The sequence below is a fragment of the Methylorubrum zatmanii genome (assembly GCF_014845115.1).
GTDB classification, from domain to species: domain Bacteria; phylum Pseudomonadota; class Alphaproteobacteria; order Rhizobiales; family Beijerinckiaceae; genus Methylobacterium; species Methylobacterium zatmanii.
Map to the genome: position 1 here is coordinate 1 of NZ_NKUI01000034.1, position 25,225 is coordinate 25,225.

At 68.7% G+C, this 25,225-nt stretch carries 28 protein-coding genes, 1 other RNA gene and 1 pseudogene; 15 read left to right on the forward strand and 15 right to left on the reverse strand.

Annotated features, from left to right (window positions below; translation table 11 throughout):
* The 3 genes from MZTS_RS04480 to MZTS_RS04490 form a co-directional block, all read left to right on the forward strand.
* Positions 1-844: FAD-binding protein (locus MZTS_RS04480; RefSeq protein ID WP_192282072.1), on the forward strand; the 844-nt coding region annotated here is incomplete at its 5' end.
* The gene (nadC, locus tag MZTS_RS04485) at positions 837-1,697 is read left to right on the forward strand and encodes a carboxylating nicotinate-nucleotide diphosphorylase (protein WP_009864131.1); all 861 of its coding nucleotides are present in this window, start codon (positions 837-839) and stop codon (positions 1,695-1,697) included. The genes MZTS_RS04480 and nadC, both read left to right, overlap by 8 nt.
* Before the next feature lie 285 nt (positions 1,698-1,982).
* Positions 1,983-2,642, forward strand: a complete 660-nt coding sequence (locus MZTS_RS04490) for a L,D-transpeptidase (RefSeq protein ID WP_192282074.1) — start codon at positions 1,983-1,985, stop codon at positions 2,640-2,642.
* A gap of 87 nt (positions 2,643-2,729) precedes the next feature.
* Here the strand turns inward: MZTS_RS04490 and MZTS_RS04495 are convergent, their stop codons facing one another.
* Positions 2,730-2,867: a hypothetical protein gene (locus MZTS_RS04495; protein WP_192282077.1), complete on the reverse strand. Its 138-nt coding sequence runs from the start codon at positions 2,865-2,867 to the stop codon at positions 2,730-2,732.
* Positions 2,868-3,031: 164 nt separating this feature from the next.
* On the opposite strand from MZTS_RS04495, the gene MZTS_RS04500 reads away from it, so the two are divergent.
* Positions 3,032-3,274 (forward strand): DUF2171 domain-containing protein, encoded by a 243-nt coding sequence (locus tag MZTS_RS04500; RefSeq protein ID WP_192282079.1) that lies wholly within the window; start codon positions 3,032-3,034, stop codon positions 3,272-3,274.
* A gap of 248 nt (positions 3,275-3,522) precedes the next feature.
* On the opposite strand, the gene MZTS_RS04505 is transcribed toward MZTS_RS04500, so the two are convergent.
* On the reverse strand, positions 3,523-3,957 hold the full coding sequence (locus MZTS_RS04505) for a gamma-butyrobetaine hydroxylase family protein (protein ID WP_192282082.1): 435 nt from the start codon (positions 3,955-3,957) through the stop codon (positions 3,523-3,525).
* A 143-nt stretch (positions 3,958-4,100) separates the two neighbouring features.
* Between MZTS_RS04505 and moaA the strand changes: the two genes are divergently transcribed.
* Entirely contained in the window at positions 4,101-5,135 is a 1,035-nt protein-coding gene (gene moaA, locus MZTS_RS04510; RefSeq protein ID WP_192282085.1) for a GTP 3',8-cyclase MoaA, read from the forward strand.
* A gap of 169 nt (positions 5,136-5,304) precedes the next feature.
* Here moaA and MZTS_RS04515 read toward each other — a convergent pair whose 3' ends face one another.
* Together MZTS_RS04515 and MZTS_RS04520 are read right to left on the reverse strand one after the other, a co-directional pair.
* Positions 5,305-6,225 carry a WcbI family polysaccharide biosynthesis putative acetyltransferase gene (locus MZTS_RS04515; RefSeq protein ID WP_192282088.1) on the reverse strand — a complete coding sequence of 307 codons (921 nt, stop codon included), beginning with the start codon at positions 6,223-6,225 and terminating at the stop codon, positions 5,305-5,307.
* On the reverse strand, positions 6,126-7,322 hold the full coding sequence (locus tag MZTS_RS04520; RefSeq protein WP_192282091.1) for a GSCFA domain-containing protein: 1,197 nt from the start codon (positions 7,320-7,322) through the stop codon (positions 6,126-6,128). Before MZTS_RS04520 ends, MZTS_RS04515 begins: the two co-directional genes overlap by 100 nt.
* 132 nt (positions 7,323-7,454) lie before the next feature.
* Here MZTS_RS04520 and MZTS_RS04525 point away from each other — a divergent pair, with 132 nt between their 5' ends.
* Positions 7,455-8,321, forward strand: coding sequence for an NAD(P)-dependent oxidoreductase (locus MZTS_RS04525; RefSeq protein WP_009863520.1), 867 nt, complete (start codon positions 7,455-7,457; stop codon positions 8,319-8,321).
* Here MZTS_RS04525 and miaA read toward each other — a convergent pair.
* A complete protein-coding gene (gene miaA, locus MZTS_RS04530; RefSeq protein ID WP_192282094.1) occupies positions 8,299-9,252 on the reverse strand; it encodes a tRNA (adenosine(37)-N6)-dimethylallyltransferase MiaA in 954 nt (317 codons plus the stop codon). The two genes, MZTS_RS04525 and miaA, sit on opposite strands and share 23 nt — an antisense overlap.
* 13 nt (positions 9,253-9,265) lie before the next feature.
* Here miaA and serB point away from each other — a divergent pair, with 13 nt between their 5' ends.
* Complete coding sequence (gene serB, locus MZTS_RS04535; RefSeq protein ID WP_192282097.1) at positions 9,266-10,162, forward strand: phosphoserine phosphatase SerB; 897 nt, start codon at positions 9,266-9,268, stop codon at positions 10,160-10,162.
* 49 nt (positions 10,163-10,211) lie between these two features.
* Here the strand turns inward: serB and MZTS_RS04540 are convergent, their stop codons facing one another.
* From MZTS_RS04540 to MZTS_RS04565, 6 genes are all read right to left on the reverse strand, one after another.
* On the reverse strand, positions 10,212-11,747 hold the full coding sequence (locus MZTS_RS04540; protein ID WP_192282100.1) for a DegQ family serine endoprotease: 1,536 nt from the start codon (positions 11,745-11,747) through the stop codon (positions 10,212-10,214).
* Between the two features lie 116 nt (positions 11,748-11,863).
* Positions 11,864-12,826, reverse strand: a complete 963-nt coding sequence (gene hflC, locus MZTS_RS04545) for a protease modulator HflC (protein WP_192282103.1) — start codon at positions 12,824-12,826, stop codon at positions 11,864-11,866.
* Positions 12,823-13,962: an FtsH protease activity modulator HflK gene (gene hflK, locus MZTS_RS04550; protein ID WP_192282106.1), complete on the reverse strand. Its 1,140-nt coding sequence runs from the start codon at positions 13,960-13,962 to the stop codon at positions 12,823-12,825. The genes hflC and hflK overlap by 4 nt, the downstream gene beginning before the upstream one ends.
* A gap of 264 nt (positions 13,963-14,226) precedes the next feature.
* Entirely contained in the window at positions 14,227-14,727 is a 501-nt protein-coding gene (locus tag MZTS_RS04555; protein WP_009865521.1) for a dihydrofolate reductase, read from the reverse strand.
* Positions 14,727-15,521, reverse strand: coding sequence for a thymidylate synthase (locus MZTS_RS04560; RefSeq protein ID WP_192282134.1), 795 nt, complete (start codon positions 15,519-15,521; stop codon positions 14,727-14,729). The genes MZTS_RS04555 and MZTS_RS04560 overlap by 1 nt, the downstream gene beginning before the upstream one ends.
* Positions 15,522-15,604: 83 nt before the next feature.
* Positions 15,605-16,423 carry a CPBP family intramembrane glutamic endopeptidase gene (locus tag MZTS_RS04565; protein ID WP_009865859.1) on the reverse strand — a complete coding sequence of 273 codons (819 nt, stop codon included), beginning with the start codon at positions 16,421-16,423 and terminating at the stop codon, positions 15,605-15,607.
* Between the two features lie 51 nt (positions 16,424-16,474).
* Here MZTS_RS04565 and ssrA point away from each other — a divergent pair.
* Positions 16,475-16,853: a transfer-messenger RNA gene (gene ssrA, locus MZTS_RS04570) on the forward strand.
* A 57-nt stretch (positions 16,854-16,910) separates the two neighbouring features.
* Entirely contained in the window at positions 16,911-17,555 is a 645-nt protein-coding gene (locus MZTS_RS04575) for an SspB family protein (RefSeq protein WP_192282109.1), read from the forward strand.
* A gap of 40 nt (positions 17,556-17,595) precedes the next feature.
* Here the strand turns inward: MZTS_RS04575 and MZTS_RS04580 are convergent, their stop codons facing one another.
* Positions 17,596-18,984, reverse strand: coding sequence for a cytochrome P450 (locus MZTS_RS04580; RefSeq protein ID WP_192282113.1), 1,389 nt, complete (start codon positions 18,982-18,984; stop codon positions 17,596-17,598).
* A gap of 125 nt (positions 18,985-19,109) precedes the next feature.
* Between MZTS_RS04580 and fumC the strand changes: the two genes are divergently transcribed.
* The 3 genes from fumC to MZTS_RS04595 are packed head-to-tail and all read left to right on the forward strand — an operon-like array spanning position 19,110 to position 21,103.
* Positions 19,110-20,528 (forward strand): class II fumarate hydratase, encoded by a 1,419-nt coding sequence (fumC, locus tag MZTS_RS04585; RefSeq protein ID WP_192282116.1) that lies wholly within the window; start codon positions 19,110-19,112, stop codon positions 20,526-20,528.
* 60 nt (positions 20,529-20,588) lie between these two features.
* Complete coding sequence (locus MZTS_RS04590; protein WP_009864602.1) at positions 20,589-20,777, forward strand: DUF4169 family protein; 189 nt, start codon at positions 20,589-20,591, stop codon at positions 20,775-20,777.
* Positions 20,778-20,833: 56 nt separating this feature from the next.
* Positions 20,834-21,103 (forward strand): ribbon-helix-helix domain-containing protein, encoded by a 270-nt coding sequence (locus tag MZTS_RS04595; protein WP_343068698.1) that lies wholly within the window; start codon positions 20,834-20,836, stop codon positions 21,101-21,103.
* Here the strand turns inward: MZTS_RS04595 and MZTS_RS04600 are convergent.
* From MZTS_RS04600 to MZTS_RS04610, 3 genes are all read right to left on the reverse strand, one after another.
* Positions 21,026-21,511 (reverse strand): MmcB family DNA repair protein, encoded by a 486-nt coding sequence (locus MZTS_RS04600; RefSeq protein WP_192282119.1) that lies wholly within the window; start codon positions 21,509-21,511, stop codon positions 21,026-21,028. The two genes, MZTS_RS04595 and MZTS_RS04600, sit on opposite strands and share 78 nt — an antisense overlap.
* A gap of 99 nt (positions 21,512-21,610) precedes the next feature.
* Positions 21,611-22,390: a cobalamin-binding protein gene (locus tag MZTS_RS04605; RefSeq protein ID WP_192282122.1), complete on the reverse strand. Its 780-nt coding sequence runs from the start codon at positions 22,388-22,390 to the stop codon at positions 21,611-21,613.
* Between the two features lie 6 nt (positions 22,391-22,396).
* The gene (locus MZTS_RS04610) at positions 22,397-22,918 is read right to left on the reverse strand and encodes a DedA family protein (RefSeq protein WP_192282125.1); all 522 of its coding nucleotides are present in this window, start codon (positions 22,916-22,918) and stop codon (positions 22,397-22,399) included.
* Positions 22,919-23,033: 115 nt separating this feature from the next.
* On the opposite strand from MZTS_RS04610, the gene pdxY reads away from it, so the two are divergent.
* The 3 genes and pseudogenes from pdxY to MZTS_RS04625 all read left to right on the forward strand — a co-directional run.
* Positions 23,034-23,885 carry a pyridoxal kinase PdxY gene (pdxY, locus tag MZTS_RS04615; protein ID WP_192282128.1) on the forward strand — a complete coding sequence of 284 codons (852 nt, stop codon included), beginning with the start codon at positions 23,034-23,036 and terminating at the stop codon, positions 23,883-23,885.
* 19 nt (positions 23,886-23,904) lie between these two features.
* Positions 23,905-24,834: a PhzF family phenazine biosynthesis protein gene (locus MZTS_RS04620; protein WP_192282131.1), complete on the forward strand. Its 930-nt coding sequence runs from the start codon at positions 23,905-23,907 to the stop codon at positions 24,832-24,834.
* Positions 24,824-25,225, forward strand: a pseudogene (locus MZTS_RS04625) (NUDIX hydrolase); the annotation flags it as partial. The gene MZTS_RS04620 and the pseudogene MZTS_RS04625, both read left to right, overlap by 11 nt.

Genomic DNA, 25,225 nt, shown 5'->3' on the forward strand with positions numbered 1-25,225 from the left:
CGTGCAGTTCCACCCGACCGCCATCGCCGCCGGCCGCGATCCGATGCCGCTCGCGACGGAGGCGCTGCGGGGGGAGGGCGCTGTGCTGATCGACGAGAACGGCGAGCGGATCATGGCCGGTGTCGCGGGCGGCGATCTCGCTCCCCGGGACGTGGTGGCGCGCGGCATCTTCCAGGCGCTCGCCCGCGGCCGCACCGTGTTCCTCGACGCCCGCGGCAGCCTCGGTGCCCGCATGCCGACGCGCTTTCCGACCGTGGCGGCACTCTGTGCCGAGGCCGGCATCGATCCCGCCCTCCAGCCGATCCCGGTGCGTCCGGCGGCGCATTATCACATGGGCGGGATCCTCGTGGACGCCGCCGGACGCAGCACCGTTCCGGGCCTCTGGGCCTGCGGCGAGGTCGCTTCCACCGGCCTGCACGGGGCGAACCGGCTCGCCAGCAACTCGCTCCTCGAAGCGCTGGCTTTCGCCCCGCGGATCGCCGAGTCCATCGGCGACGCCCCGGCCTCCTCGGAGGCGGACCGACCGCCGACGCTGCCGGAGATCCGTGCCGAGGATCCGCAGACGCTGGCCGAGGTGCGCGGCCTGATGGAGCGCCATGTCGGCGTCGTCCGCGACGAGGCCGGCCTGATGCAGGCCGTCTCGCGCCTCACGGATCTGGCGGAGCGCGGCAGCGACGCGGCGCAGACCGGTCTGATAATTGCCCGATCCGCCCTCGACCGGCGCGAGAGCCGCGGCGCCCATTGGCGCAGCGATTATCCGGGGCAGCTCGCTCCCCGCCACGCCGTCACCACGCTCGCCTCGAGCGACGCGCCCCGCGCGGTTCAGGAACTCACCGATGCCTGACGATGCCCTGCTGCCGCTGCCGCGCCTCCTCGTCGAGCCGGTGGTCCGGGCCGCCCTGCTCGAAGATCTCGGCCGCGCCGGGGATATCACCACCGATGCCATCGTCCCGGCGGGCGAGCGCATGGAGGCGATCATCGCCTCGCGGCAAGACGGCGTGATCGCCGGCACGGATGCGGCCGTGATCGCCTTCGCGCTGGTCGATCCGAGCCTGTCGGTCGCGATCGAGCGCGGTGACGGCGCCCGCGTTGCGCCGGGCGATACGGTGATCCGCCTCTCCGGCCCGGCCCGCGCCGTGCTGACGGCGGAGCGGGTCGCCCTCAACCTGCTCTGCCGCCTGAGCGGCGTCGCCACGGCGACGGCGTCCCTGGTCGAGGCCGCGCGGCCTCACGGCAAGGCGCGGATCGTCTGCACCCGCAAGACGACCCCCGGACTCCGGGCGCTTGAGAAGCATGCGGTCCGGGCCGGCGGCGGCTCGAACCATCGCTTCGGCCTCGACGATGCCGTGCTGATCAAGGACAACCACGTCGCGGTTGCGGGCGGCATCGTCCCGGCCATCGAGCGGGCGCGCGCGCGGACGGGACATCTCGTGAAGATCGAGGTCGAGGTCGATACCCTGGCCCAGCTCGAAGAGGCACTCTCGGTCGGCGCCGATGCCGTTCTCCTCGACAACATGAGTCCTGAGACCCTGCGGGAGGCGGTGCGCATGGTCGACGGGCGGGCGCTGACGGAAGCGTCGGGACGCATCAACCGCGACACCGTCGGCGCCGTCGCCGCCTCGGGCGTCGATCTCATCTCCGTCGGCTGGATCACCCACAGCTCGGCGATCATCGATCTCGGGCTCGACGCGGCCTGAGGTGTCGCTGCCGTATCAGTTGCCGAGCCCCCGCATTCGAGACCTGAATATTCGCCGGCCGCCCAGGTCTCGATGGGGCATTCCCTGCGGCTCGGCTCTTGGTTAATAAGGCCAAGCTGCCATGGTGTTGCCACGCGGTCACGAGTGGGGCCGAAGCGGCATTGCAACACAAATCAAGCTTGGCTTTAGCCCCGGAGCGTTTACGCGTTGGCGAGGGTCCGCACGGCACCGTGCGGCGGTTATTCCACCGCGTTCCCTGATCTTTGCCCGCCTCGAGAGGCCCTGATGCGCCGTTTCGTCATCGCCCTGGGTGGGTTTGCCTGCGCGACGGTCGCGCTCGCAAGCCCTGCCTCTGCCTATGAGATTGACCCGCTCACCCGCCAGCCGCTGACCGATGTTCTGACCGTGCGCGTCCGGCCGCAGAATGTGGCGCCCACCGCCAACGCGGCGCTGCCGGCCGATCCGCTGCAGCAGGATCCGGCGGCGGCGGTGCCGCAGGCATCGGCCATCGGCCGTGAGATCGTGCCCTATTCGGGTCCTCACGCTCCGGGCACCATCGTGGTTTCGACCGCCGAGCGCCGGCTTTATCTCGTTCTGCCCAACGGCGAGGCCCTGCGCTACGGCGTCGGCGTCGGCCGGCCCGGCTTCACCTGGGGCGGTACCCAGACCATCACCATGAAGCGCGAATGGCCGGATTGGCGCCCGCCGGCCGAGATGCTGCGCCGTCGTCCCGATCTGCCGCGCTACATGAAGGGCGGCATCGAGAATCCGCTCGGCGCCCGCGCCATGTATCTCGGCAACACGATCTACCGCATTCACGGCTCGAACGAGCCGGAGACCATCGGCACCGCCGTGTCCTCGGGCTGCATCCGCATGACCAACGAGGATGTGGCGGATCTCTACGGTCGGGTGAAGGTCGGCGCGCGGGTCATCGTCCAGCGCTGATCGTTTCTTCGAGGAAACATGAAAAGGGGCCGGCAGCGATGCCGGCCCCTTTTCGTTTGTCTCCGGTCCTGCCAGCGGGACGGCGCCTCAGCCGATCAGGAGAAGGTCGAGGACGATGGCGGCCATGCCGCCGACCACGGCCAAGCCCATCAGCACGACGCTGCTGAGCTGATCAACGCTGTTCACGTCCTGTCCGACACGGTGCTGGAAGTCTGTGGCTGCCATGGATGTCTCCCGCTGATCTCGGTCGGCAACCGCAGCGCGGGCGGATGGTTCATGATCGGAACTGTCGCAGGTGACCTGATGGAGCCGACCTTTGGCTCCAGGGCCGCCCTCGCGGAACCTCCATCGACGCGGCCGGTTGGCTCGGCTCAGCAGGGAGGACGACGATGGTCGATGTCAGCCAGATCCGCGAGCACGCCACAGTCGTCGGTTCGGACGGCGGCCATGTCGGCACCGTCGATCATGTCGGCAAAGGTGAGATCAAGCTGACGAAGAGCGGCGCCGAATCCGGCGGCCTGCACCATTACATCCCGCTCGATTTCGTGATCGCCGTCGAGGGCGATCAGGTTCGCCTGAACAGGAGCGCGGACGAGGTGAAGCAGGAATGGAGCACGTCGGGCGCTCCGTAGAATCGTCTCGTCGTCCCAGCCATCAAGGAGATCGATGTTGTCTCAGAGCGATCAGCCGCAATCCGCTCCCGATCCGAAGCCGGAAGGAGCGCCGCCGCCCTCGTCGCCCCCGCCGGGAAATGGTGAACGGAAACAGGACGCGATTCCCGACGAAGACCTCGACGAGGTGGAAGAGCAGCCGAGCTAAGGACAGATAGCCGCGGCGCATCTGCCGCGATGGCCCCTGCGCCGAGCGGCTGCGGCTCACCTCAATGGCAGCCGCAGCTTCCGCTTCCACAGCCTCCGGCACCGTGGCTGTGAGCAGCCTTGGCCGGTGCGCTCGCAACGCGGTCGCGGGTCAGGCCACGCTCCTCCAACTCCCGCAGATAGGTCGACCAGCGGTTGCGGTACTCGCGACCCAGATCGAACAGGTAGTCCCAGCCATAGATTCCGGTATCGTGCATGTCGTCGAAGAACAGCTTCACGGCGTAGTTGCCGACCGGCTCCACCGAGAGGATCGCCACGTCACGCTTGCCGCCGATCACCTTGCGTTCGGCCGGCGAATGGCCCTGGACCTCGGCGGAAGGACTCGATATCCGGAGATATTCTGCCGGTAGCTCGAAGCGGCCGCCGCCGTCGAACGCGACCGTCAGAATGCGCTTGTCGCCGGACAGGCGGATTTCGGTGGGCCAGCGCTCACTCATGCTCATCCGTTCCCAGGTCTCATGCCGGCGTTGCGCCAAGGCGCTTGCCGGAAAATGCCACCACCCTCATATGGATGGCGATGCTGGATCTGTCAGCCGACAAAACCCTCAATCATCGCAACGCTTCGAGTTCAGAGACGCGCATGTGGGGCCCAGCGGACGACGTCATCGCACCGACCCGGCCGGCGCCTCTGATCGATCCGTTTCAGCGGGCGATCACCTATCTGCGCATCTCGGTCACGGATCGCTGCGACTTCCGCTGTGCCTATTGCATGGCCGAGGACATGCAGTTCCTGCCCAAGCGCGACCTGCTGACGCTCGAAGAACTCGACCGACTCTGCGGCGTGTTCATCGATCGCGGCGTGCGGAAGCTGCGCATCACCGGCGGCGAGCCGCTGGTGCGTCGCGATATCATGCATCTTTTCCGCCGGCTCTCGCGCCACCTCAAGAGCGGCGTGCTCGATGAACTGACCCTGACGACCAACGGCTCCCAACTCGCCCGCTTCGCGCCCGAACTGGCCGATCTCGGCGTGCGGCGCATCAACGTCTCGCTCGACACGCTCGACCCGGACAAATTCCGGGCGATCACCCGGCGCGGCGATCTCGCCACCGTGCTGCGTGGGATCGAGGCGGCGCGGGAGGCCGGGATCAAGGTCAAGATCAACGCCGTGGCGCTGAAGGGCGTCAACGAGGACGAGATCGCCGAGATGATCGCCTGGGCCCACGGGCTCGGCATGGATATGACGCTGATCGAGGTGATGCCGCTCGGCGAGATCGAGGGCGACCGCACCGATCAGTTCCTGCCGCTTTCGGTCGCCCGCGAGCGCCTCGAAAGCCGGTTCACGCTCACGCCCCTGCCCGACCGCACCGGCGGCCCCGCCCGCTATGTCCGCATCGAGGAGACGGGCGGCCGGCTCGGCTTCATCACGCCGCTGACCCATAATTTCTGCGAGAGCTGCAACCGCGTCCGTCTGACCTGCACCGGCAAGCTTTATATGTGCCTCGGCCAGGAGGATGCGGCGGATCTGCGCGCGGCCCTGCGCGCCTCGCCGGACGATGCGCTGGTGACGCAGGCCGTGGTGGAGGCGATCTCGCGCAAGCCGAAGGGCCACGATTTCGTCATCGAACGGGCCCGCCCGGCCGCGGTGCCGCGCCACATGAGCGTGACCGGCGGCTGACGGCCATCCCGGTCGACCGCATCGGTTTTGCCGTCCTCGCGAGCGTAAGCGAAGCGCTTCCAGCTCCCAGAGGGAACGACGCGGCGCGCTTCGAGGCCGCTGACGCAGCACCTCAGCACGAGGATCGTTGCTTTTGCCAGGACCGGATGCTGATCGGTGAGATCGATTTTCAGCCTCTCACCGGCCGCAACGCCTCACGAATCTCCGCCGTGTCGAGCCAGTGCGACACTCGCTCGCAATGCCGGGCGATGGCCGGCGTATGCGTGTAGATCGCGAGCGATCCCTCCACCATGGCCCGCAACTCGATGCAGCGGCCGGCATCCACCAGGAAATTCAGGCCTCCGAGGGGCGGCTTGAAGGTGGTGCTGCCGGTGAGGCCGAGCCGGGTCGCGATCTCGGGATAGACCGGCCAGATGCTCCCGCTCAGCGGGTCGGGCAGGTAATCCTCGCAACGGGCATTGCGTGCCGGCAGGCCGGCTCGGGAGAGCGCGTCGCGGGCGAGGTCGTCCATCACGAACAGCTTCGGGTGGTTGATCGTGTGCATGAAGCAGCCGCGCCGCATCCAGCCGGCGAACAGCCGGTCGAGAGTGCAGCCATGGGCCCGGCTCATCTCCAGAAGCGAATCTCGGTTCCCGAACCAGCCGTCGAGATAGCCGAGACGGGCGAAGACCTCGGCGCGGAACAGCGAGACGATCTCGTCCACCGAGAAGCCGCGGGCAAAGCCGTAGACGATGAGCGCCGAGTGGTAATCGCCCATCGGTGAGCCGAACTGGCCGCCCTTGTGGCTGATATAGACGATATCCGGGTGGAAGGCCGGGAAGACGATCGTCGGCACGGGCACGTAGACCCGCGCTGCCTCCCGGATCCGGGCGGGAGTGAGATCGCCGAGGGCGCCCTTCTCGAAGGGGAAGCAGACGCTCAGATCGGCCGATGCGACGGCATCGAGCAGGCGCCCTGGGCTCGCATCGAATTGCGAGAAGGTCGCCGGCTCTACCGCCGCGATGTCAGCATCCGGCGCAAGGAACTGAAGGCAGCCCCCCAGGACCGCGACCTGGCAGTTGTTGCCGACGACGACGATCCGCCTAGCCACGGGCGCGTGCCTCCCGCCGCCAGCAATTCCTCGTCGCAGACCACCGCCGCCTGTTGGGCATATTCGCTACGCGCCGCGTGCAGGCTCCGGCTGGAAGCGGGGAGGGCGTCCTGCTCCCCGCCTTCGGTAAGGTGGCGGAAGAAGACCCGCATGACATGATCGACACCGTCCTTGCTGACGGACCTGAGATCGCTCTCGAGATAGCGGAAGGCGCCCTCGGGGGAGGTGATGATCTCGTAGGAGGGAAAGTACAGCGTATCCGCGCGGGTATCGGCGAGGCGCTGGGCGGCGACCCGCAGCACTGCCTTGCTGAGCACCGTCGATTGCAGGACGTGCCGCGCCTCGTAGGTCGCCACCAGGGGCACCGGGGAGACGGTGAGGATCAGCCGGGCGCACGGATTCACGGCGGTCAGGGCGTCGGCGAAGGCGGAGAGATCCGCGATCACCTCCTCGACCGGCTGATTGACGAAGACGTATCGGTCCGGGTCGAACCTGCCGGCGGCCACGCCGGGGCTCAGGGGAAAGGCCGCCCCGTCCTCCGCCGCCTGCCAGCCCTCGGTCAGGCCGAGGGTGAAGACGAAAACGTCGAGGGTCTCGAACAGCCGGCGGATGCAGGCGAAATGGGCCTGCCGTTCCGCCTCGACCGCTTCGGGGCTGGCGAAGCCCGCCGGCTCGATGCGCGGACGGAACGGATCGGCGAAGCGTCCGTCCGGCCGCTCCCAGGCGCTGTCGGCGGGAACGAAGCGACCGTAGGCGCGCTCGATCAGCTGACGCAGCTGGCGGGCGGTGTAGACATTGCCGTAGCGGGCCGAGAACAGGCGATAGCCGCGGGCGCGCGCCTCCTCGGTATCCACGCCGTCGGGGGCATCCTCGGTCACGAGGTAACGGTAGCCGCTCGCCTGCAGCCGGTCGGCGATGTGCTGGGCGAAGCAGCTGCCCGCCGTGGCGATTCGGGTCTGCCGGGTCAGCTTCGCCTGAGGCGGCACCGGGGCGCCGGCCATCGGATCGAGGGCGAAGAGGGGCAGCGAGCCGACGGACCGATCCCAGAAGGCGTGGTCGGCAAGGCCGTGATAGGGATTTCGGGCACGGTCTCGCATCGGCGGGTGGACCCTAGCCGAGCGGTCTTGCAGCGGCAACGGCAGACCGAATCCCTGCCAGGAGCATTTTGCATACAGCCGCCGTCGGGCTAGACCACGGCCGTTTTAATCCGAACCGGAGAGATGAGACCCATGGCCAATGTCGCGTTCCTGGGCCTTGGCGTGATGGGCTCGCCGATGGCGGGGCACCTCGCGAAGAAGGGCCACGACGTCACCGTCTACAACCGTACCCGCGCCAAGGCCGATGCCTGGGTGGCTGCCCATGGTGGCCGGGCCGCGTCCACGCCCCGCGAGGCGGCGGCGGGGCGCGAGATCGTGTTCGCCTGCGTCGGCAACGACGACGACCTTCGCTCCGTCGTGCTCGGTGAGGAGGGCGCCTTCGCCGGGATGGAGAAGGGAAGCGTCTTCGTCGATCACACCACCGCCTCGGCCGAGGTCGCCCGCGAATTGGCCGCTGCGGCCGATGCGGCGGGGCTCCGCTTCATCGACGCGCCGGTGTCCGGCGGCCAAGCCGGTGCCGAGAACGGCGTGCTCACGGTGATGTGCGGCGGCGAGGAGGCGACCTACATGCGGGTCGAGCCCGTCGTCATGGCCTATGCCAAGTCCTGCCGCCTGCTCGGGCCCTCCGGCTCGGGCCAGCTGACCAAGATGGTCAACCAGATCGCCATCGCCGGCGTGGTGCAGGGCTTGTCCGAGGCGATCCATTTCGCCAAGCGCGCCGGCCTCGACGTGGAGGCTGTGCTCGACGTGATCTCCAAGGGCGCGGCCGGCTCCTGGCAGATGGAGAATCGCGGCCGCACCATGAATGCGGAAAAATTCGATTTCGGCTTCGCCGTCGAGTGGATGCGGAAAGATCTCGGCATTCTTCTCGCCGAATCGCGCCGCAACGGCGCCCGCCTGCCGGTGACGGCTCTGGTCGATCAGTTCTATGCCGAGGTCGAGGCCATGGGCGGCAAGCGCTGGGACACCTCGTCCCTCATCGCCCGGCTGGAGCGCTGAGCCGCCGCTCCGCCAGGGACCACGCCGCCTCCGGCGTGGTCCAGAGCCAATCGTCCCCCATCTGGTGGCGGAACCACGTGAACTGCCTTTTGGCGTAGCGTCGGGTATCGCCCTGGCCGCGCTGGATCGCCTCCTCGCGGGTCATCGCCCCGTCGAGATGGGCGATCAGTCCGGGTACGCCGTGCGCGCGCATTACCGGCAGCATCGGGTCGAGCCGTCTGTCCCGTAGCGCGGCGACCTCGTCGAGGGCACCGGCCTCCATCATGGCGAGGAAGCGCGCGTCGATGCGTTGGCGCAAAGTCTCACGCTCGGCGGCGAGAAAGAGTTTCAGGAGCGGCTTTCCGGCAAGCGGACCCGGCAGGCGCGCCTCCTGAAACGAGACGATGGAGCGGCCGGTCGCCGCGACGATCTCGAGGGCCCGCATCACCCGCATCCGGTCCGAGGGACGCAGGCGTCCCGCGCTCTCGGGATCGCGCTGGGCGAGGAGCGCGTGCAGGGCCTCGGTCGGCTGTCCATCCGCGTCCGCCCGGATTTGTTGACGAACCGGCTCCGGCACCTCGGGAAGGTCCGAGATGCCCTCGTCGAGGCTGCGGAAATACAGCCCGGTGCCGCCGACGAAGACCGGCAGGCTTTCAGACGGAAGCTCCGAGAGCAGCGCCGCGACGTGCCGCTGGAAATGCCCGACGGAAAAGTTCACCGCCCCGTCGATGCTGCCATACAGGCGGTGGGGCGCAAGTGCTTCCTCCTCGGCGCTGGGTCGGGCCGAGAGCACCCGCAGATCGGCATAGACCTGCATCGAATCGGTGTTGATCACCGTGCCGCCGAAGGCGCGGGCGATCCTCAGACCCAGCGCCGACTTGCCGGAGGCGGTGGGCCCTGCGATGAGGATTGCGGCCGGGCGCTCCGCCTCCAACCCGTCCGGACCCCGCACGGCTTCTCTCTCCATGACCCTCGTCGCGACGCTGATAGCAAACCCGGCCCGGCCCGCCATCACCGATGCGGTGCTCGCCGAGGCGCGACGGGTGACACGAACGGAGCACCAGCCGCGGATCCTGCACGGCGAGGTTGCCGCCGAATTGCTGGTGCCGGGCGTGGCCGAAGAGGCCTCCGCCCTCACCGAGCGGTTGCGCACCGCTTTGGCCGGTGAGCCGATCGATGTCGCCGTGCTGGCCGAGGACCGGCATCGCCGCAAGCGGCTGTTCCTGGCCGACATGGACTCGACCATGATCGAGCAGGAATGCATCGATGAACTCGCCGCCATCGTCGGTCTCAAACATCAGGTCGCGACGATCACGGAGCGCGCCATGCGCGGCGAGATCGCGTTCGAGCCGGCCTTGCGGGAGCGGGTCGCCCTGCTGAAGGGGCTGCCGGTCGGGGTGATCGACGGGCTGATCCGCGACGTCATCCGTCTGACCCCCGGCGGACGGACCCTGGTGGCGACCATGCGGGCGCACGGAGCCTATACCTGTCTGGTCTCCGGCGGCTTCACCCTGTTCACCGGGCCGGTCGGCGCCCAGCTCGGCTTCGATGAGGCTTTTGCCAACCGCCTCGACGTGGCGGATGGCCACCTGACGGGAGCCATTGTCGAGCCCATCATCGGGGCCGAGGCCAAGCGCGCGAGCCTGCTTTCCCTGCGCGAGCGGTTCTCGCTCGATCCGGCGGAGACGCTCGCGGTGGGCGACGGGGCCAACGACCTGCCGATGTTGGCCGAGGCCGGCCTCGGCGTCGCCTTCCGCGCCAAGCCCAAGGTGGCGGAGGCTGCCCGCGTGCGCATCGAGCACGGCGACCTGACCGCGTTGCTTTATCTGCAAGGCTTCTCGGCGGCGGAATTCGCCGCCTAGATTCCGATCGCCGGGCGGTCAGCCCCTCCCTCTGGGGGAGGGGACTGGCTCATTCCAGCCCAATGGCGACGAAGCGCACGTCGCCACTGGCGCTCGCGACGAGAAGCAGCACCGACTTGCGGCCCTCCTTCTTGAGCGCCTCGACGCGCTTGGTCACGTCGGCGGGGTTCGACACGGATTCCTGCCCGACCTCGACGATGACCTCGCCGGGCTGGATGCGCTTGTCGGCGGCGGTCGAGTTCGGATCGACCTTGGTGACGACCACGCCGCTCTTCACGCTCTCCTTGATGCCGTAGCGGCGGCGGGCCTCGTCATTCAGTCCGGACAGGTTGAGGCCGAGGATCTGGCGGTTGACCGATTCCGCCTCGGGCTGCTTGGCGTTGGCGACCTGGGTCTTCTCACCGTCCTCCAGGCGGCCGAGCAGGACCGACTTGGTCTGCTCCTCGCCCTTGCGCACCACCTGCACGTCCACGGTCTTGCCGACCGGCGTGGCGGCCACGATGCGCGGCAACTCGCTGGAGGACTTCACCGGCACGCCGTTGAACTTCACGATCACGTCGCCGACTTCGAGGCCGGCGGTCTTGGCCGGACCCTTCTCGTCCACGCCCGCGATCAGCGCGCCCTTGGCGCCGCCCTTGAGGCCGAGAGCCTCGGCGGTGGCGTCATCGACATTCTGGATCCGCACGCCGAGCCAGCCGCGGCGCACCTCGCCGTATTGGCGGAGCTGATCGATGACCGGGCTCGCCGTGCCCGAGGGCACCGCGAAGCCGATGCCGACCGAACCGCCCGACGGAGAGAGGATGGCGGTGTTGATGCCGATCACCTCACCGTCCATGTTGAACAGCGGGCCGCCGGAATTGCCCTTGTTGATGGCCGCGTCGGTCTGGATGTAGTTGTCGTAGGGGCCGGACTCGATGTTGCGGCCCCGCGCCGAGACGATGCCGGCGGAGACCGAGCCGCCGAGGCCGAACGGGTTGCCGATCGCCATCACCCAGTCGCCCGGGCGCATCTTGTCGGAATCGCCGAAGGGGACGGCCTTGAGCGGCCGCTCGGCGGTCGGCTTCACCCGCAGCAGGGCGAGGTCGATCTTCGGATCCTTGCCGATGATCTCGGCCTTCAGCTTCGTGCCGTCGTGCAGGATCACCTGGATGTCGTTGGCGTCGCCGATGACGTGATTGTTCGTCACCACGAGGCCCGTGGCGTCGATGATGAAGCCGGACCCCAGGGAGTTCGACTTGCGGGTCGGGCCGCGCGAGCTGTCGTCGTCGCCGCGCGGAGTGCCTTGGCCGCGGCGCTTGAAGAATTCCTCGAACAGATCCTCGAACGGCGTGCCCTGAGGCAGTTGCGGCAGGCTGCGGCCACCGCTCCGGTTGGCCTCGACCGTGGTCGAGGCGGAGATGTTCACCACCGCATCCGTCACCTTCTCGGCGAGGTCGGCCAGTGATTCCGGGCCGCGGGCCGAGGCCGGCAGGGGCAGGGCGGCGACCGTGACGGTGATGCCCAACACCGCGGCAGCCAGGGCCGATGAGGCGCGCCGGGCAAACGACGTCTGTCGGCCCCGGACGGCGTTCGCGGCGACTCTCATGGACGGTTCCTCAAGCTCCGAAAGCACCTGTTGTCAGGCAGGCCTATAGATTCGGCGGCCGGCCCCCTCGATCAAGGGCGCCGGCCGCGTCGGTCGATGGTGTCGCGGGCGGGGTGTCAGCGCACCGCGCCGGTGGTCGCCCCGGCGCCTGCGGCCGCCGGCTCGGGGCTGCCGCTGCGGGCGCTGTCCGGCTTGCGGCCCTGGGGATCCCCGAAATAGCGGAAGAAGTCCGAATTCGGGCTGACCACGAGGCGGGTATCCTGCCCCTTCAGGGCCTGCTCGTAGGCCTGCATCGAGCGGTAGAAGGCGAAGAAACCGGCATCCGCTCCGAAGGCCTCGGCGAGGATGCGGTTGCGGTCGGCATCGCCCTGACCGCGCATCTCCTCCGCCTTCTGGTTGGCTTCCGCCAGGATCACCGTGACGTCGCGGTCGGCCTTGGCGCGGATCAGAGTGGCGGCCTGATCGCCGTTGGCGCGGATGTCGGTCGCCTCCTTCTTCCGCTCCGAGGTCATGCGGTCATAGACCGCCTGACTGTTCTTCGCCGGAAGATCGACGCGGGTCATCCGGAGGTCGACGATCTCGACCCCGAGCCCCTTGGCCTGACGGTTCACGTCTTCCTGAATCTGGTTCATCAGGTCGGCTCGATCCGTGCGCACGATGGCGTCGCGGCTGGACCGGGCGAGCACGTTGCGCAGGGCCGAGTTGGTGAAGCTCGCCAGACGCTGGTTGGCCAGGGCGATGGTGCCGACCGACTGGTAGAACTTCAGCGGATCGACGATGCGGTAGCGGGCGAAGGCGTCCACTTCCAGGTTCTGCCGGTCGGCGGTGAGCAGGGTCTGCACCGGCAGGTCGAGATCGAGCACCCGCTTGTCGAACAGCACGACGCTGTCGACGAACGGAACCTTGAAGTAGAGGCCCGGCTTGTTCTGGCCGGTCGGGTTCAGCACGTCGCGGACACGGCCGAGCTGCAGCACCAGAGCCTGCTGCATCTGCCCGACGGTGAAGGCCGAAGCGTAGAGCCCGATCGCGACCGCGGCGGCGGCGATGAGCAGGCCGGTGCGGAGGGCGGGATTGTTCATCGGCTCTGCGCTCCGCTGGTCTGGGTCCGGCTGCTCTCGGTGAGCGGCAGAACGGGCAATACACCGGCGACGTTGGCGCCGGAGACGCCGCCGCTCTGGTCGATGATCACCTTGTGCACGGAGCCGAGAACCTTCTCCATGGTTTCGAGGAAGATGCGCTCGCGGCTGATTTCGGGCGCGACCTTGTAGGATTGATAGACCTGCTTGAAGCGCGCCGCCTGACCGGTGGCATCGGCGGTGGCCTGAGCGACGTAGGCTTCGGCGCCCTGCAGGGCCTTGCTGGCATTGCCGCGCGCTTCGGGCACGACGCGGCTCGCATAGGTCTCGGCCTCGTTGCGCACCTGCTGGGCATATTGCTGGGCCGCGTTCACGTCGATGAAGGCGGGCCGCACTTCCGGGGGCGGGTTGACGCTGGTGAGCTGCACCACCTCGATCCGCACGCCCGCGCCGTACTCGTCGAGGGCGTTCTGGACGATCTCCTTGACCTCCTGGGCGATGCTCGACTGCTCGTTGGTCAGGATCGCCTGGATGTTGCGCCGGCCGATCACCTCGCGCATGGCGCTCTCGGCGATGGCCTTGATGGTGCCGTCTGGGTTGGCGAGATTGAAGACGTAATCCTCGGCCTTCAGCGGGTTGACGCGCCACTGCACCTCGAAATCGAGGTCGACGATGTTCTCGTCACCGGTGAGCATCAGGCTCTCTTCCGGCACGTCCCGCTGGCGCGTGGTGTTGCCGGCGGTGACGTAGCCGATCGGGATCGAGTTGAAGACGCCGACATTGGGCGTCCTCACGGAGCCGACCGGGTAGGGGAAGTTGTAGCGCAGGCCCTCGCCGGACTGGCCGGTATAGCGGCCGAAGATCGTGTTGATGCCGACCTCGTTGGGCTTCACGATGTAGAAGCCCGTCAGCAGCCAGACGCCGAGGACGAGGCCCGCCGCGACAAGGATTCCCTTGCCGCCGCCGAAGCCGCCGCCCGGCATCACGCCGCGGAGCCGGTCCTGACCACGCCGGAGCAGATCCTCGAGATCGGGGGGCGTCTTGCCGCCACCCCCGCCACCCCAGGGGCCGCCGCCATTGCCGCCGCCGGGACGGCCCCAGGGACCGCCTCCGCCGCCGCTCTGATTGCTCCAAGGCATTCTCGACGTGAACTCCTGCTGAAGCCGGCCCCCGCGGATGCGGAAGACCCTTGCCCTAAACCCGATCCGCTCCGCCAGGGAACGGGGCAGGCCGGTTTTCCCAGCCGCCAGAACGCGTTTGCGGTGCCGCACGGACGCCGCGCACCTGAGTGGCCCCGTGCAGTCCTGTCAAGGCTGGCAGGTGGGCCCTGAGCGCGTCAACCGCAACGGCTGCGGATCCGGTGAATCCACGAATGACCCTGCGGCCAATGCGCTTTCCGTCGGTCAACGGCCGCCCACGCGCTCGAAATCCACGAATTGGAAGGCGAATTCGTCGCGCTCTCCGGCCGGGTGTGCCTCGCGGAAGCTCTCGCGGAAGGCGGATCGGTCGAAAGCCGGGAAGGAGGCGTCGCCTTCCGGTTCGGCCTCGACCTCCGTGAGGTGAAGCCGGTCGGCATGGGGCAGGGCGAGGGCGTAGATCTCGGCGCCACCCACCACCATCAGCTCTTCGCTCCCGGCGGCGGCGAGCGCCTCCGGCCAATCGTGGACCACGGCCACGTCGGGAATCGTGAGGGTGCGGTCCCGGGTCAGGACGATGCTGCGCCGGCCGGGCAGGGGGCGGCCAATGGAATCCCAGGTTTTCCGGCCCATCAGGATCGGCTTGCCCATGGTCAGCGCCTTGAAGCGCTTGAGATCGCTGGAGAGGCGCCAGGCGAGGCCGTTGTCGCGGCCGATCACGCCATTGCGGGCGATGGCCGCGATGAGGGAAATGCGGGGAGCTGGCATCAGACGGCCACCGGTGCCTTGATCGCGGGATGAGGGTCGTAGCCCTCGATCGCGATGTCCTCGAAGCGGAAGTCGAACAGCGACCGGACCTCCGGGTTCAACCGCAGGCGGGGCAGGGCCCTCGGTTCGCGGGAGAGCTGGAGGCGCGCCTGCTCCAGGTGATTCACGTAGAGATGGGCGTCGCCCAGGGTGTGGACGAAATCGCCCGGCGCGAGGCCGGTCACCTGCGCCATCATCGCCGTCAGCAGGGCGTAGCTGGCGATGTTGAACGGCACGCCGAGGAAGACGTCGGCCGAGCGCTGATAGAGCTGGCAGGAGAGTTTGCCGTCGGCGACATAGAACTGGAACAGGCAATGGCAGGGTGCCAGCGCCATCCGGTCCAGATCGGCCGGGTTCCAGGCCGAGACGATCAGGCGGCGTGAATCCGGGTTGCGGGCGATCTCGCCGAGAACCCAGGCGATCTGATCGACCGTGCCGCCGCTGGGCTTCTCCCAGGAGCGCCACTGCTTGCCGTAGACCGGGCCGAGATTGCCGTCGGCATCCGCCCACTCGTCCCAGATCGTGACGCCGTTCTCTTTCAGATAGGCGATGTTGGTATCGCCCTGGAGGAACCACAGCAACTCGTGGATGATCGAGCGCAGATGGAGCTGCTTCGTCGTCACCAGCGGAAAGCCCTCCGCCAGATCGAAGCGCATCTGATGGCCGAAGACCGAGAGCGTGCCCGTGCCGGTGCGGTCGTCCTTGCGGAGGCCCTCGGTGAGGATGCGGTCGAGCAGATCGTGATAAGCGCGCATAGCCTTCCAGATCTGGCGGCCACCCGCGCCGATGTCGAGCCGGGGCGGCACGCCGTCCCCGCTTTCCCGCGGACAGCCCGCCGCTACCGCCACAGGCTCGGCCCGATCTGGTAGGCGATCAGGCAGAAATTGCTCCATCCATGCAGCAGGATGCAGGGCCAGAGCCGCCCGGTGCGCCAGCGCAGCCAACCGAGGGTGAGGGCCAGGGGCAGCAGGGTCAGCGGCCGGGCGAGGGCACTCGTCGTGCCCTGTTCCAGGGAGACATGGGCGAGGCAGAAGAGCAGCGCGGTCACCACGATGGTGCCGGCCGGCCCGAGAAAGGCGCTCGCCCTGGCGAACACCTCTCCGCGCAGCAGCAATTCCTCGGCGGCCGGTGCGAGCACCACGACGAAGGCGAACCAGAGAGACAGCATCGCCGGGCCGAGAAAGGGCGAGAGGCGGACGCCGTGGCCGAAATTCATCTGGAGCGCGGCCGCCGTGGTCGTCACCCAGGTGAGATGGATCAGCGGCCAGAGCGGCAGCAGCAGCCAGAGCCGCCGTATCGGCGCCCGCGCCTCGGCAGGAGCGGCGAGGCCCAATCGCTCGCGCCACCCGTTCCCGCTCGCCCGGACGGCGACCGCGATGACGAGGAGCGCCATCACTCCCTGGCGCAGGGCGTCGATGACGACGGCGCGGCCGGCGATCTCGGACAGGGGTAGGCGGGGGCGTCTGGCATCCACCAGGAACGGGTCGATGCCGAGGCGGAGGTCGCCGCCCACCCTGACGATCAGGATGGCGAGCCCGCTCGCCAGGAGCAGGATGAGCAGCGGCAGCACGATCAGAAGCAGCACCCGGCCGAACCAGGAGAGGGTGCGCAGGAAACGGGCGGACGACGATGCGCCTAGGGGCCCAGAGGCGGGCATAGACGACAAATCGGCCACGCTCGCAACGCGGAGCGGGTCTGAGCGAGGATCGCTCTTCAAAACCGCCGTCGGCCTCTCTATATTCGCTTTGCCGGTCGCAAGGCCGGCTATGGCGATAAACGTTCTTCGCAATAAACCTATCGGACCCGGGGGCGGTACCCGGCGCCTCCACCAGAACCCAGGACCGATGGCCGCAGAGTGTCGGCGGTGTTGGGTTCCGGCGGGGGCGAAATAGGATCGACGAGGGCGTAAAGGGGGAGCTTTCGCTCGGCATGGTTCCGCCGTTATCGGGCCTTTGCAATAGTTGCCAACGACAACTTTGCTCCGGTGGCTGTCGCCGCGTAAGCGGTGCCAAAAACCGACCTAAAGTCCTAGCGGGTAGCACCGCATAGGCGGGGTTCGGAGGTACCTGGCAACAGAAACCTCCACTCAATTTCCACGACCCGGCGCAGCCTGATACCGGCCGTGACCGGTTAAGCGAGCGCCGATGGCCGAAGATCTGATCCGTTACGATCTCCTGGTTCAGGACGCCCTGCGCGGTGTCGTGCGCAAGGTGCTGACCGATGCCGCCCGCGACGGGCTTTCGGGCGAGCACCATTTCTACATCTCGTTCCGCACCGAGGCGCCCGGCGTGCGCATGTCTCAGCGCCTGCGCGAGAAGTACCCGCAGGACATGACCATCGTCCTGCAGCACCAGTTCTGGGATCTGGGCGTGACCGAGCACAGCTTCGAGGTCGGCCTGTCGTTCTCGGGTGTGCCGGAGCGGCTGCTGATTCCGTTCGACGCCCTCTCGGGCTTCTTCGATCCTTCGGTTCAGTTCGGCCTGAAGTTCGACCTCAACGAGGGCGAGGAAGCCGAGCAGCCGGAGGAGTCCCAGCCGAGCGCGCCGGTCAAGGCCGGCCCGCGCGGGGCGGCCTCCGAGCCGGCCGAGATCAAGCCGAGGGGCACCGGTCTCGCCACGATCCAGGGCGGCGCGAAGATCGTTCCGGCCCTGCCCGCCGTGGGCAAGCCGAAGCAGGACGATGCGTCCGAGGGCGCTGCCGGCGAGAGCAAGCCCGAGGCCGCCGAGAAGGGCGACCGGGACGGCACCGCCGAGGTCGTGAGCCTCGACGCCTTCCGCAAGAAGAACTGACGCTCGCTCCTCTCTTCCGCTCGCGAGAGAGGAGCGCGGCTCACATCCGCCGCCGCGCGACCATGCGCAGCCCGTCCTTGGGCCGCAGTGTCACGCGGTGAAGCGGCGTCACCGGCGGGTGCTCGTCGGGCAGGGTGAAGCGAACCGCGCGCGCGACATGGGCGAGCACCAGGGTCGCCTCCTGAACCGAGAAGCTCTGGCCGATGCAGACGCGCGGGCCCGCCCCGAAGGGCAGATAGGCGTAGCGCTCGATGCTCTCCCGGCGGCTTCCGAAGAAGCGGTCGGGGATGAAGGCATCGGGCTCGTCCCACAGCTTGCGATGCCGCTGCATCACCCAGGGCGCGACGATCACGGTCGAGTTGCGCGGAATCTTCACGCGGCCGATCCGGTCGTCGCGCAGGGCCTGCCGGCTGAGGAAGGGCACCGGCGGGAAGAGCCGCATGGTCTCCTCCATCACCGCCTTGGTGAAGGGCAGCCGGTCGAGACGCAGATTGCCTTCGGGACCTGCGGCGGCATCGGCCTCAGCCTCGACCCGGGCACGGGCGGCCCCGTCCTGTGACAGGCAGTAGAGCGCCCAGGTCAGCGCGTTGGCCGTGGTTTCGTGGCCGGCGGCGATGAAGGTGACGATGTTGGCCTTCACCTCGATGTCGCTGAGACCGCGCCCGGTTTCGGGATCCTGGGCGGCCAGAAGCAGGGTCATCAGGTCGTGCGGCGCCTCGCCGCGGGCGAGCGCCTGTTTGCGGCCGTCCAGCAGGGTGTCCACCACCTCCGCGAAGAAACGCAATGCCGGCCGCGCCCGCAGGCGTCCGAGCCGGGGCACGAAAGCCGGAAAGCCGAACACGTCGAGGGGGTCGATCGGCCCGACCGATTCGAGCAACCGGGTGATCGCCCGGCCGAGGGCATCGGGATCGCCCGGCAGCCCTTGCGTGAAGATCGTCCGCTCCAGCACGTCGAGGGTGGCGCGGGTCATTTCCAGGGCGATATCGACGGTGGCCCCGTCGCGGCGCGCGAGGCGGCGGCCGAGCCGCGCCCCGGCCGCATCCATCTGTGCGACGAAGCCGGCGACGTGGCGGGCGGAGAAGATCGGCGCCAGGGTGCGCCGTTGCAGCCGCCACTCGTCGCCCTCCGCCGTCAGCAGCCCGTTGCCGAGACCGGGGGCGAGCACCCGCTTCTGGAGGTCGTCCTTGCGATAGTTGGCGGCGTTCTCGACCAGCAGGTAGCGCACCAGGGCCGGATCGCTCACCACGGTGACCCGGCCCATCGCCGTCTCACCGGCGACGACGAATTCCTCGAAATGCGCGTCCATCCAGGTCGCGATCGGGTTTTCGCGCACGGCCTTCAGGAAGGCGAACAAGCCCAGCGGGCGGGTGAGGGGCGGCGGCACCTTGGGGCGGAACGGCGCGTCGGCGGCGAGAAGCGAATCCTGCATCAGCGAGGTAACAACCTTGGCGGTAACGGAGCAGGGGATGCGTCACGCCCGGTTCAGGGCCGGCATCGCGCTCGCGACGATGCTTGGTTAAGTAGGGCCGCACCTCAGCCAACGAAGAGGCCAAGATGTCGCCGCAAGAACCCACTGCCGTCGAGACCCGCACGGAGTCCGACACCTTCGGCCCGATCGAGGTGCCCGCTCACCGCTACTGGGGTGCGCAGACGCAGCGCTCGATCCAGAATTTCAAGATCGGCACCGAGCGCCAGCCAGCGCCGCTGGTCCACGCGCTCGGCATCGTCAAGCAGGCCGCCGCCCTGGTGAACAAGGATCTCGGCGCCCTCGAGCCGAAGATCGCCGACGCCATCGCCGAGTCGGCCGCCGACGTCGTCGCCGGCAAGTACGACGACGAGTTCCCGCTGGTGGTCTGGCAGACCGGCTCGGGCACGCAGTCCAACATGAACGCCAACGAGGTCATCGCCAGCCTCGCCAACGAGCGGCTCGGGGGCAAGCGCGGCGGCAAGTCGCCGGTCCACCCGAACGACCATTGCAACCGCGGCCAATCCTCGAACGACACCTTCCCCACGGCCATGCACATCGCCGTCGCCCGCGAGGTGCAGGAGCGGCTGCTGCCGGCGCTCTCGCACCTGCATGCGGCGCTCGACGCCAAGGCGAAGGAGTTCGACGGCATCGTCAAGATCGGCCGCACCCATCTTCAGGACGCGACCCCGGTCTCCCTCGGCCAGGAATTCTCCGGCTACGCCGCCCAGGTCGCCCTCGGCGCCGCCCGTGTCGCGGCGGCGCTTCCCGGCGTTCTGGCGCTGGCCCAGGGCGGCACGGCGGTCGGCACCGGGCTCAACGCGCATCCCGACTTCGCGGAGAAATTCGCGGCCAAGGTCGCGGAGCTGACCGGGCTGCCCTTCACCTCCGCCGAGAACAAGTTCGAGGCGCTGGCGACCCACGACGCCCTGGTCTTCCTGCAGGGCGCCCTCGCGGCCCTGGCCTCCGGCCTGTTCAAGATCGCCAACGACATCCGCCTGCTCGGCTCCGGCCCGCGCTCGGGCCTCGGCGAATTGTCGCTGCCGGAGAACGAGCCCGGTTCCTCGATCATGCCGGGCAAGGTCAACCCGACCCAGTGCGAGGCTCTGACCATGGTCTGCGCCCAGGTGGTCGGCAACGCCACCACGGTCAGCTTCGCCGGCAGCCAGGGCCATTTCGAGCTGAACGTGTTCAAGCCGGTCATCGCCAACGCCGTGCTGCAATCGGTGCGGCTGCTGGCGGACGGCTCGGTGAGCTTCACCGACAATTGTGTCGTCGGCATCAAGGCGAACACCGACCGCATCGCCGACCTGATGAGCCGTTCGCTGATGCTGGTCACGGCCCTCGCGCCCTCCATCGGCTACGACAAGGCCGCTGAGATCGCCAAGACCGCGCACAAGAACGGCACCACCCTCAAGGAAGAGGCGTTGCGGCTCGGCTATGTGACGGAGGAGGAGTTCGAGCGCGTGGTGCGGCCCGAAACCATGCTGGCGCCGAGCGCCGATTAAGGTCTAGATTCGGTCCCCGGCGCGGATCTCCCGCGCCGGGTCGACCGGAGGGCTGACGCGGTGGCCGAGATCATCAATCTGCGCCAGGTGCGCAAGGACCGTGAGAAGGCGGCGAAGGAGGCCAAGGCCGCCGAGAACCGCATCCTGTTCGGCCGCCCGAAGAAGGCCAAGACCCTGGCCGAGACGCGCAAGGCACTCGAACAAGCACGCCACGAGGGCCATCGCCTCGGCGATCCCGACAAGGAATGACATAGGCGCCCATGCCGCGGACCGGTGAGCAAAGGCAGGGCATCGCCAAGCGTTCCGTGATGATCGCCGGCCATCGCACCAGCGTTTCTCTGGAAGCGGAATTCTGGTCGGCGCTGCAGGAGATCGCGCGGGTCCGCGGGCAGTCGGTGCAGGCGCTGATCGGCGCCATCGATGCGGAGCGCGACGAGCGCAACCTGTCCTCGGCGATCCGGGTGTTCGTGCTCTCGGCCGTTCGGAGCGAACCGGCGTCAGAGCGCGCCTTCGCGAATCGCCCCGGGATCGGCGAGGCTGTGCAGCAGGCCGGCGGCGGAATGGGCGAAGCGTAGCGTCACCGCCTTGCGGCGGGCCGGGCTTAGCGGATGATCCGGCGGCTCGCGCAGGATCGCCGCGCCGAAGGAATCGGCGACGATCAGGCCGCATTCCTCGGGAATCAGGGATTCCGGAACAGTCTCGGGAATCGCGAAGAAGAAGCGGTCGCAATAGTCGCGGTAATCCGGCCATTTCCGGTCGGCCCGGAAATCGGCCACGCTCGATTTGATCTCGACGATGGTCAGCTTGCCCACCCCGCACAGGGCGATCACGTCGGCGCGGCGCCCATTGGCGAGGGAGAATTCCGGCAGTGTCACGCATCCCATCTCGGCGAAGAGCCGCCGCACGCCGCGCTGGATGTTCAGCGCCGTCGGCGATTGCCGGCGGTCCGGTGGCAGAACGATGTGGGAAAGGGCGGTGGACATTCCGGGGCAGTGGCTTGCGGATGAGGCCGAATCGAGTCCGCGCCATCCTGCCAGCGGGCGGAGGCCGGTGTCACCGGCCACCTGTGTCACAGGTTCGGATCAGCGGCCGAGCGCGGCGCGGATCGCATCGAGCCCGTCGGTGAGCGCCGCCGGGCCCGGCTGGAGGATCAGCGGCGACTTGATCTCGTAGATCCGCCCCGACGCAACCGCGGGAATCGCCGACCAGCCCGGTCGGGCCCGGATCCGCTCGATGTTGACGCGCTTGCCGCACCAGGAGGCGAGGATCACCTCGGGTGCGGCTGCGATGACCTGCTCCGAGGTCACGATCCGGTCCCTTGCCGCTTGCGCCCGGCTCAGCGCCGGAAAGACATCCTGCCCGCCGGCATGGCCGATCAGTTCCGAGACCCAGCCGATGCCGGAGATCATCGGCTCGTCCCATTCCTCGAAATAGACCCGGGGCCGGGTTCGTCCCGCGCTCTCGGCGGCCGCCCGCGACAGGCGCTCCTCGTAGGAGCAAGCCAGGGCCTCGGCCCGCCCGGCAGCACCGACCAGGGCGCCCAGGGTGCGGATCATGGCGAGGCAGCCGGCCACGTCGCGCTGGTTGAAGAGGTGGATGGCCACCCCCGCCCGCGCGAGGTCGGCGACGATCTCCGCCTGGAGATCGGAGAAGGCGAGGACGAGATCCGGATTCAGTGCCAGGATCTTGGGCAGATCCGCGCTGGTGAAGGCCGAGACCCGCGGCTTCTCCCGGCGCACCCGAGGCGGGCGCACCGCGTAGCCCGAGACGCCGACGATGCGGTGCTCCTCGCCGAGGAGGTAGAGCGTCTCGACGGTCTCCTCCGTCAGGCAGACGATGCGCTCCGGCGGAAAGCGGCGCATGAGGCTTCAGCCCTTGAACCATGCGAGCAGGCCCGCGCCGGGCGCCAACAGCACGAAGGCCCAGACGAAGGCGGAGGACCAGTTCGCGATCTGGAACGGGATGCGGTTGACGCCGAAGCTGCCGGCCACCAGCGGCACCACCGCCCGTGCCGGTCCGAAGAAGCGCCCGATGAAGATGGCACCGGCCCCCCAGCGACGCAGGAAGTCCTCGGCCTTCGCGGTCATCTCCGGATGGCGGCTCATCGGCCAGAGTTGTTTCACCCCGTCCTTGAAATAGTGGCCGAACTCGTAGGACACCCAATCGCCCAGCGCCGCGCCGATGCCGGCACCGATCACCAGCGGCCAGAACGGCAGATCGCTGCTCCCGATCAGAGCGCCGACGCCGAGCAGGATCGCCGTGGCCGGCACCAGCAGGGACAGCACGGCGACCGATTCGCAGAAGGCGATCACCCCGGTCACGAAGGGGGCCCAGGCCTTATAGGTTTCGATGAAGGAAAGGATGGATTGGCGGGCCGCGTCGAAATCCATGCCTGCTCCGGGGACATACCTGTTTTGGCCGAAGCGTAACGCCCGGCCGGTCGGATCGGATGCGCGTGGCGTCCGGCCGCGCTATCACGGTGTGAGAACGGATAGCCGAAACGCCATGAAGGTCCTGTCGATCCAGTCCCACGTCGCCTACGGACATGTGGGCAACTCCTCCGCCGTCTTCCCGATGCAGCGGCTCGGCGTCGAGGTTTGGCCCGTGCACACGGTGCAGTTCTCGAACCACACCGGTTACGGGCAGTGGCGCGGGCGGGTCTTCGACGGACCGGCCGTCGAGGAAGTGGTGCAGGGCGTGGCCGAGCGCGGCGCCCTCAAGGAATGCAACGCGGTGCTCTCCGGCTATATGGGCTCGGCGGATATCGGCACGGCGATCCTGCGGGCGGTCGCGGCGGTGCGGGCGGCCAACAACGAGGCGCTGTATTGCTGCGATCCGGTGATCGGCGACACCTATTCCGGCGTCTATGTCCGTCCCGGCATCGCCGATTTCATGCGCAGCCAAGCGGTGCCGGCGGCCGACATCCTCACCCCCAACCAGTTCGAGCTCGATCTGATCTCCGGCCGTCCGAGCGAGACGCTGGAGGCCGCCAAGGCGGCGGCGGCCTCGGTCCAGGCGCTCGGGCCGCGGGTTCTGCTCGTCACCTCGCTGGTGACGGCGGAGACGCCCGCCGATTGCATCGACATGATGGCGGCCGAGGGCGGGTCGTTCTGGCGGGTGCGCACACCCCGGCTCGACCTGAAGGCGGTCTCGGGGGCGGGCGACGCGGTCGCCGCGCTCTATCTCGTGCATTACCTGCGCACCCGCTCGGCGGCGCTGGCGCTCGGCATGGCGGCGGCCTCCATCCATGGCCTGTTGCGGCGGACGGCGGAGGCCGGCTCCGAGGAGCTTCTCACCGTCGCGGCGCAGGAGGAGTTCGTCGCTCCGAGTGCGGCCTTCCCCGTCGAGATCGTCTGATCGTCCTGAAGGAACTCCGATGACGGAACGCCGCTTCGCCACCCTCGACGTGTTCACGCGGACGCCGCTCGCCGGCAATCCGCTGGCGGTGGTGCTCGATGCCGAGGGCCTCGACGCGGAGGCGATGCAGGCGATCGCCCGCGAGTTCAACCTCTCGGAGACCGTGTTCGTGCTGCCGCCGGCCGAGCCGCGTCACCGGGCCGCCTTGCGGATCTTCACTCCGGTTCGTGAGCTTCCCTTCGCCGGCCATCCGACCGTTGGCACCGCCGTGCTGCTGGCCCTGCGCGACCGCGCCGAGCGACCGGTGGCGGCGCTGGCCGATGCGACCGCCTTCGGGCTGGAGGAGGGGATCGGCATCGTCTCCTGTGCCGTGGAGGCGGAGGAGAACGGTCAGGCCGGGCGCGCCCGCTTCAAGCTGCCGATCCTGCCGGTCTATCTCGGTGAGACTGCCTCGACCGAGCGGCTCGCGCGGGCGCTCGGGCTGAAAACAAGCGAGATCGGCTTCAACCGTCACCAGCCGAGCCGCCACGGCGCCGGTCCGTCCTTCACCTTCGTGCCGCTTGCCTCGCTTGAGGCGCTGAGCCGGGCAAGGCTCGATACCGCCCAGTTCGAGCGGCTGTTTCCGGGGGCCCAGGCCGACGCGCTCTATCTCTACGCTGCCGATCCCGAGGGCATCGGACAAAGCTATCAGGCGCGGATGTTCGCGCCCCATCTCGGGGTGGCAGAGGATCCGGCCACGGGCAGTGCCGCGGCGGCCTTCGCCGGCGTGCTGATGCAGTTCGAGCCTCTGGGCGAAGGGACGCACGACGTGGCGATCCGCCAGGGCGTCGCCATGGGTCGCCCGAGCCTCATCGACCTTCAAGTCGTCATCGCGGAAGGCGCCCTGCGCTCCGCCGAGATCGGCGGTCACGCCGTGGTGGTGAGCGAGGGCGTGCTGCGTGTCGGTTGAGTTCGCGGGGGAGGCCGTCCCCGGCTTCACGCTCACGCCTTTGTCCCGGATCTCGGCCCGGCGCGTCGATTACGACTGGGTCTGGGCCCGCGACAATGCCGAGGCGATCGAGCGCAACTGGAAGCGGCGCCGGGCGAAGACGCCGGGCCTGTTCGACGGTCCGGTCTTCCTCGCCAGCGGCTGCACCATCGCGGACGGCGCCTGCGAGACGGCCCTGTTCGAGGCGCGCTACTCGCGCTTCATCGCCTTCCGCGATGCCGGCGTGCCCGATGCGCTGGTGGCCAACGCCTTCGCCGCCATCGTGCCGCACAGCGCCGACGGAGCGGTGCTGCTCGGTGTCATGGGAGGCCATACCGCCAATGCCGGCCAGATCTACTTTCCCTGCGGCACG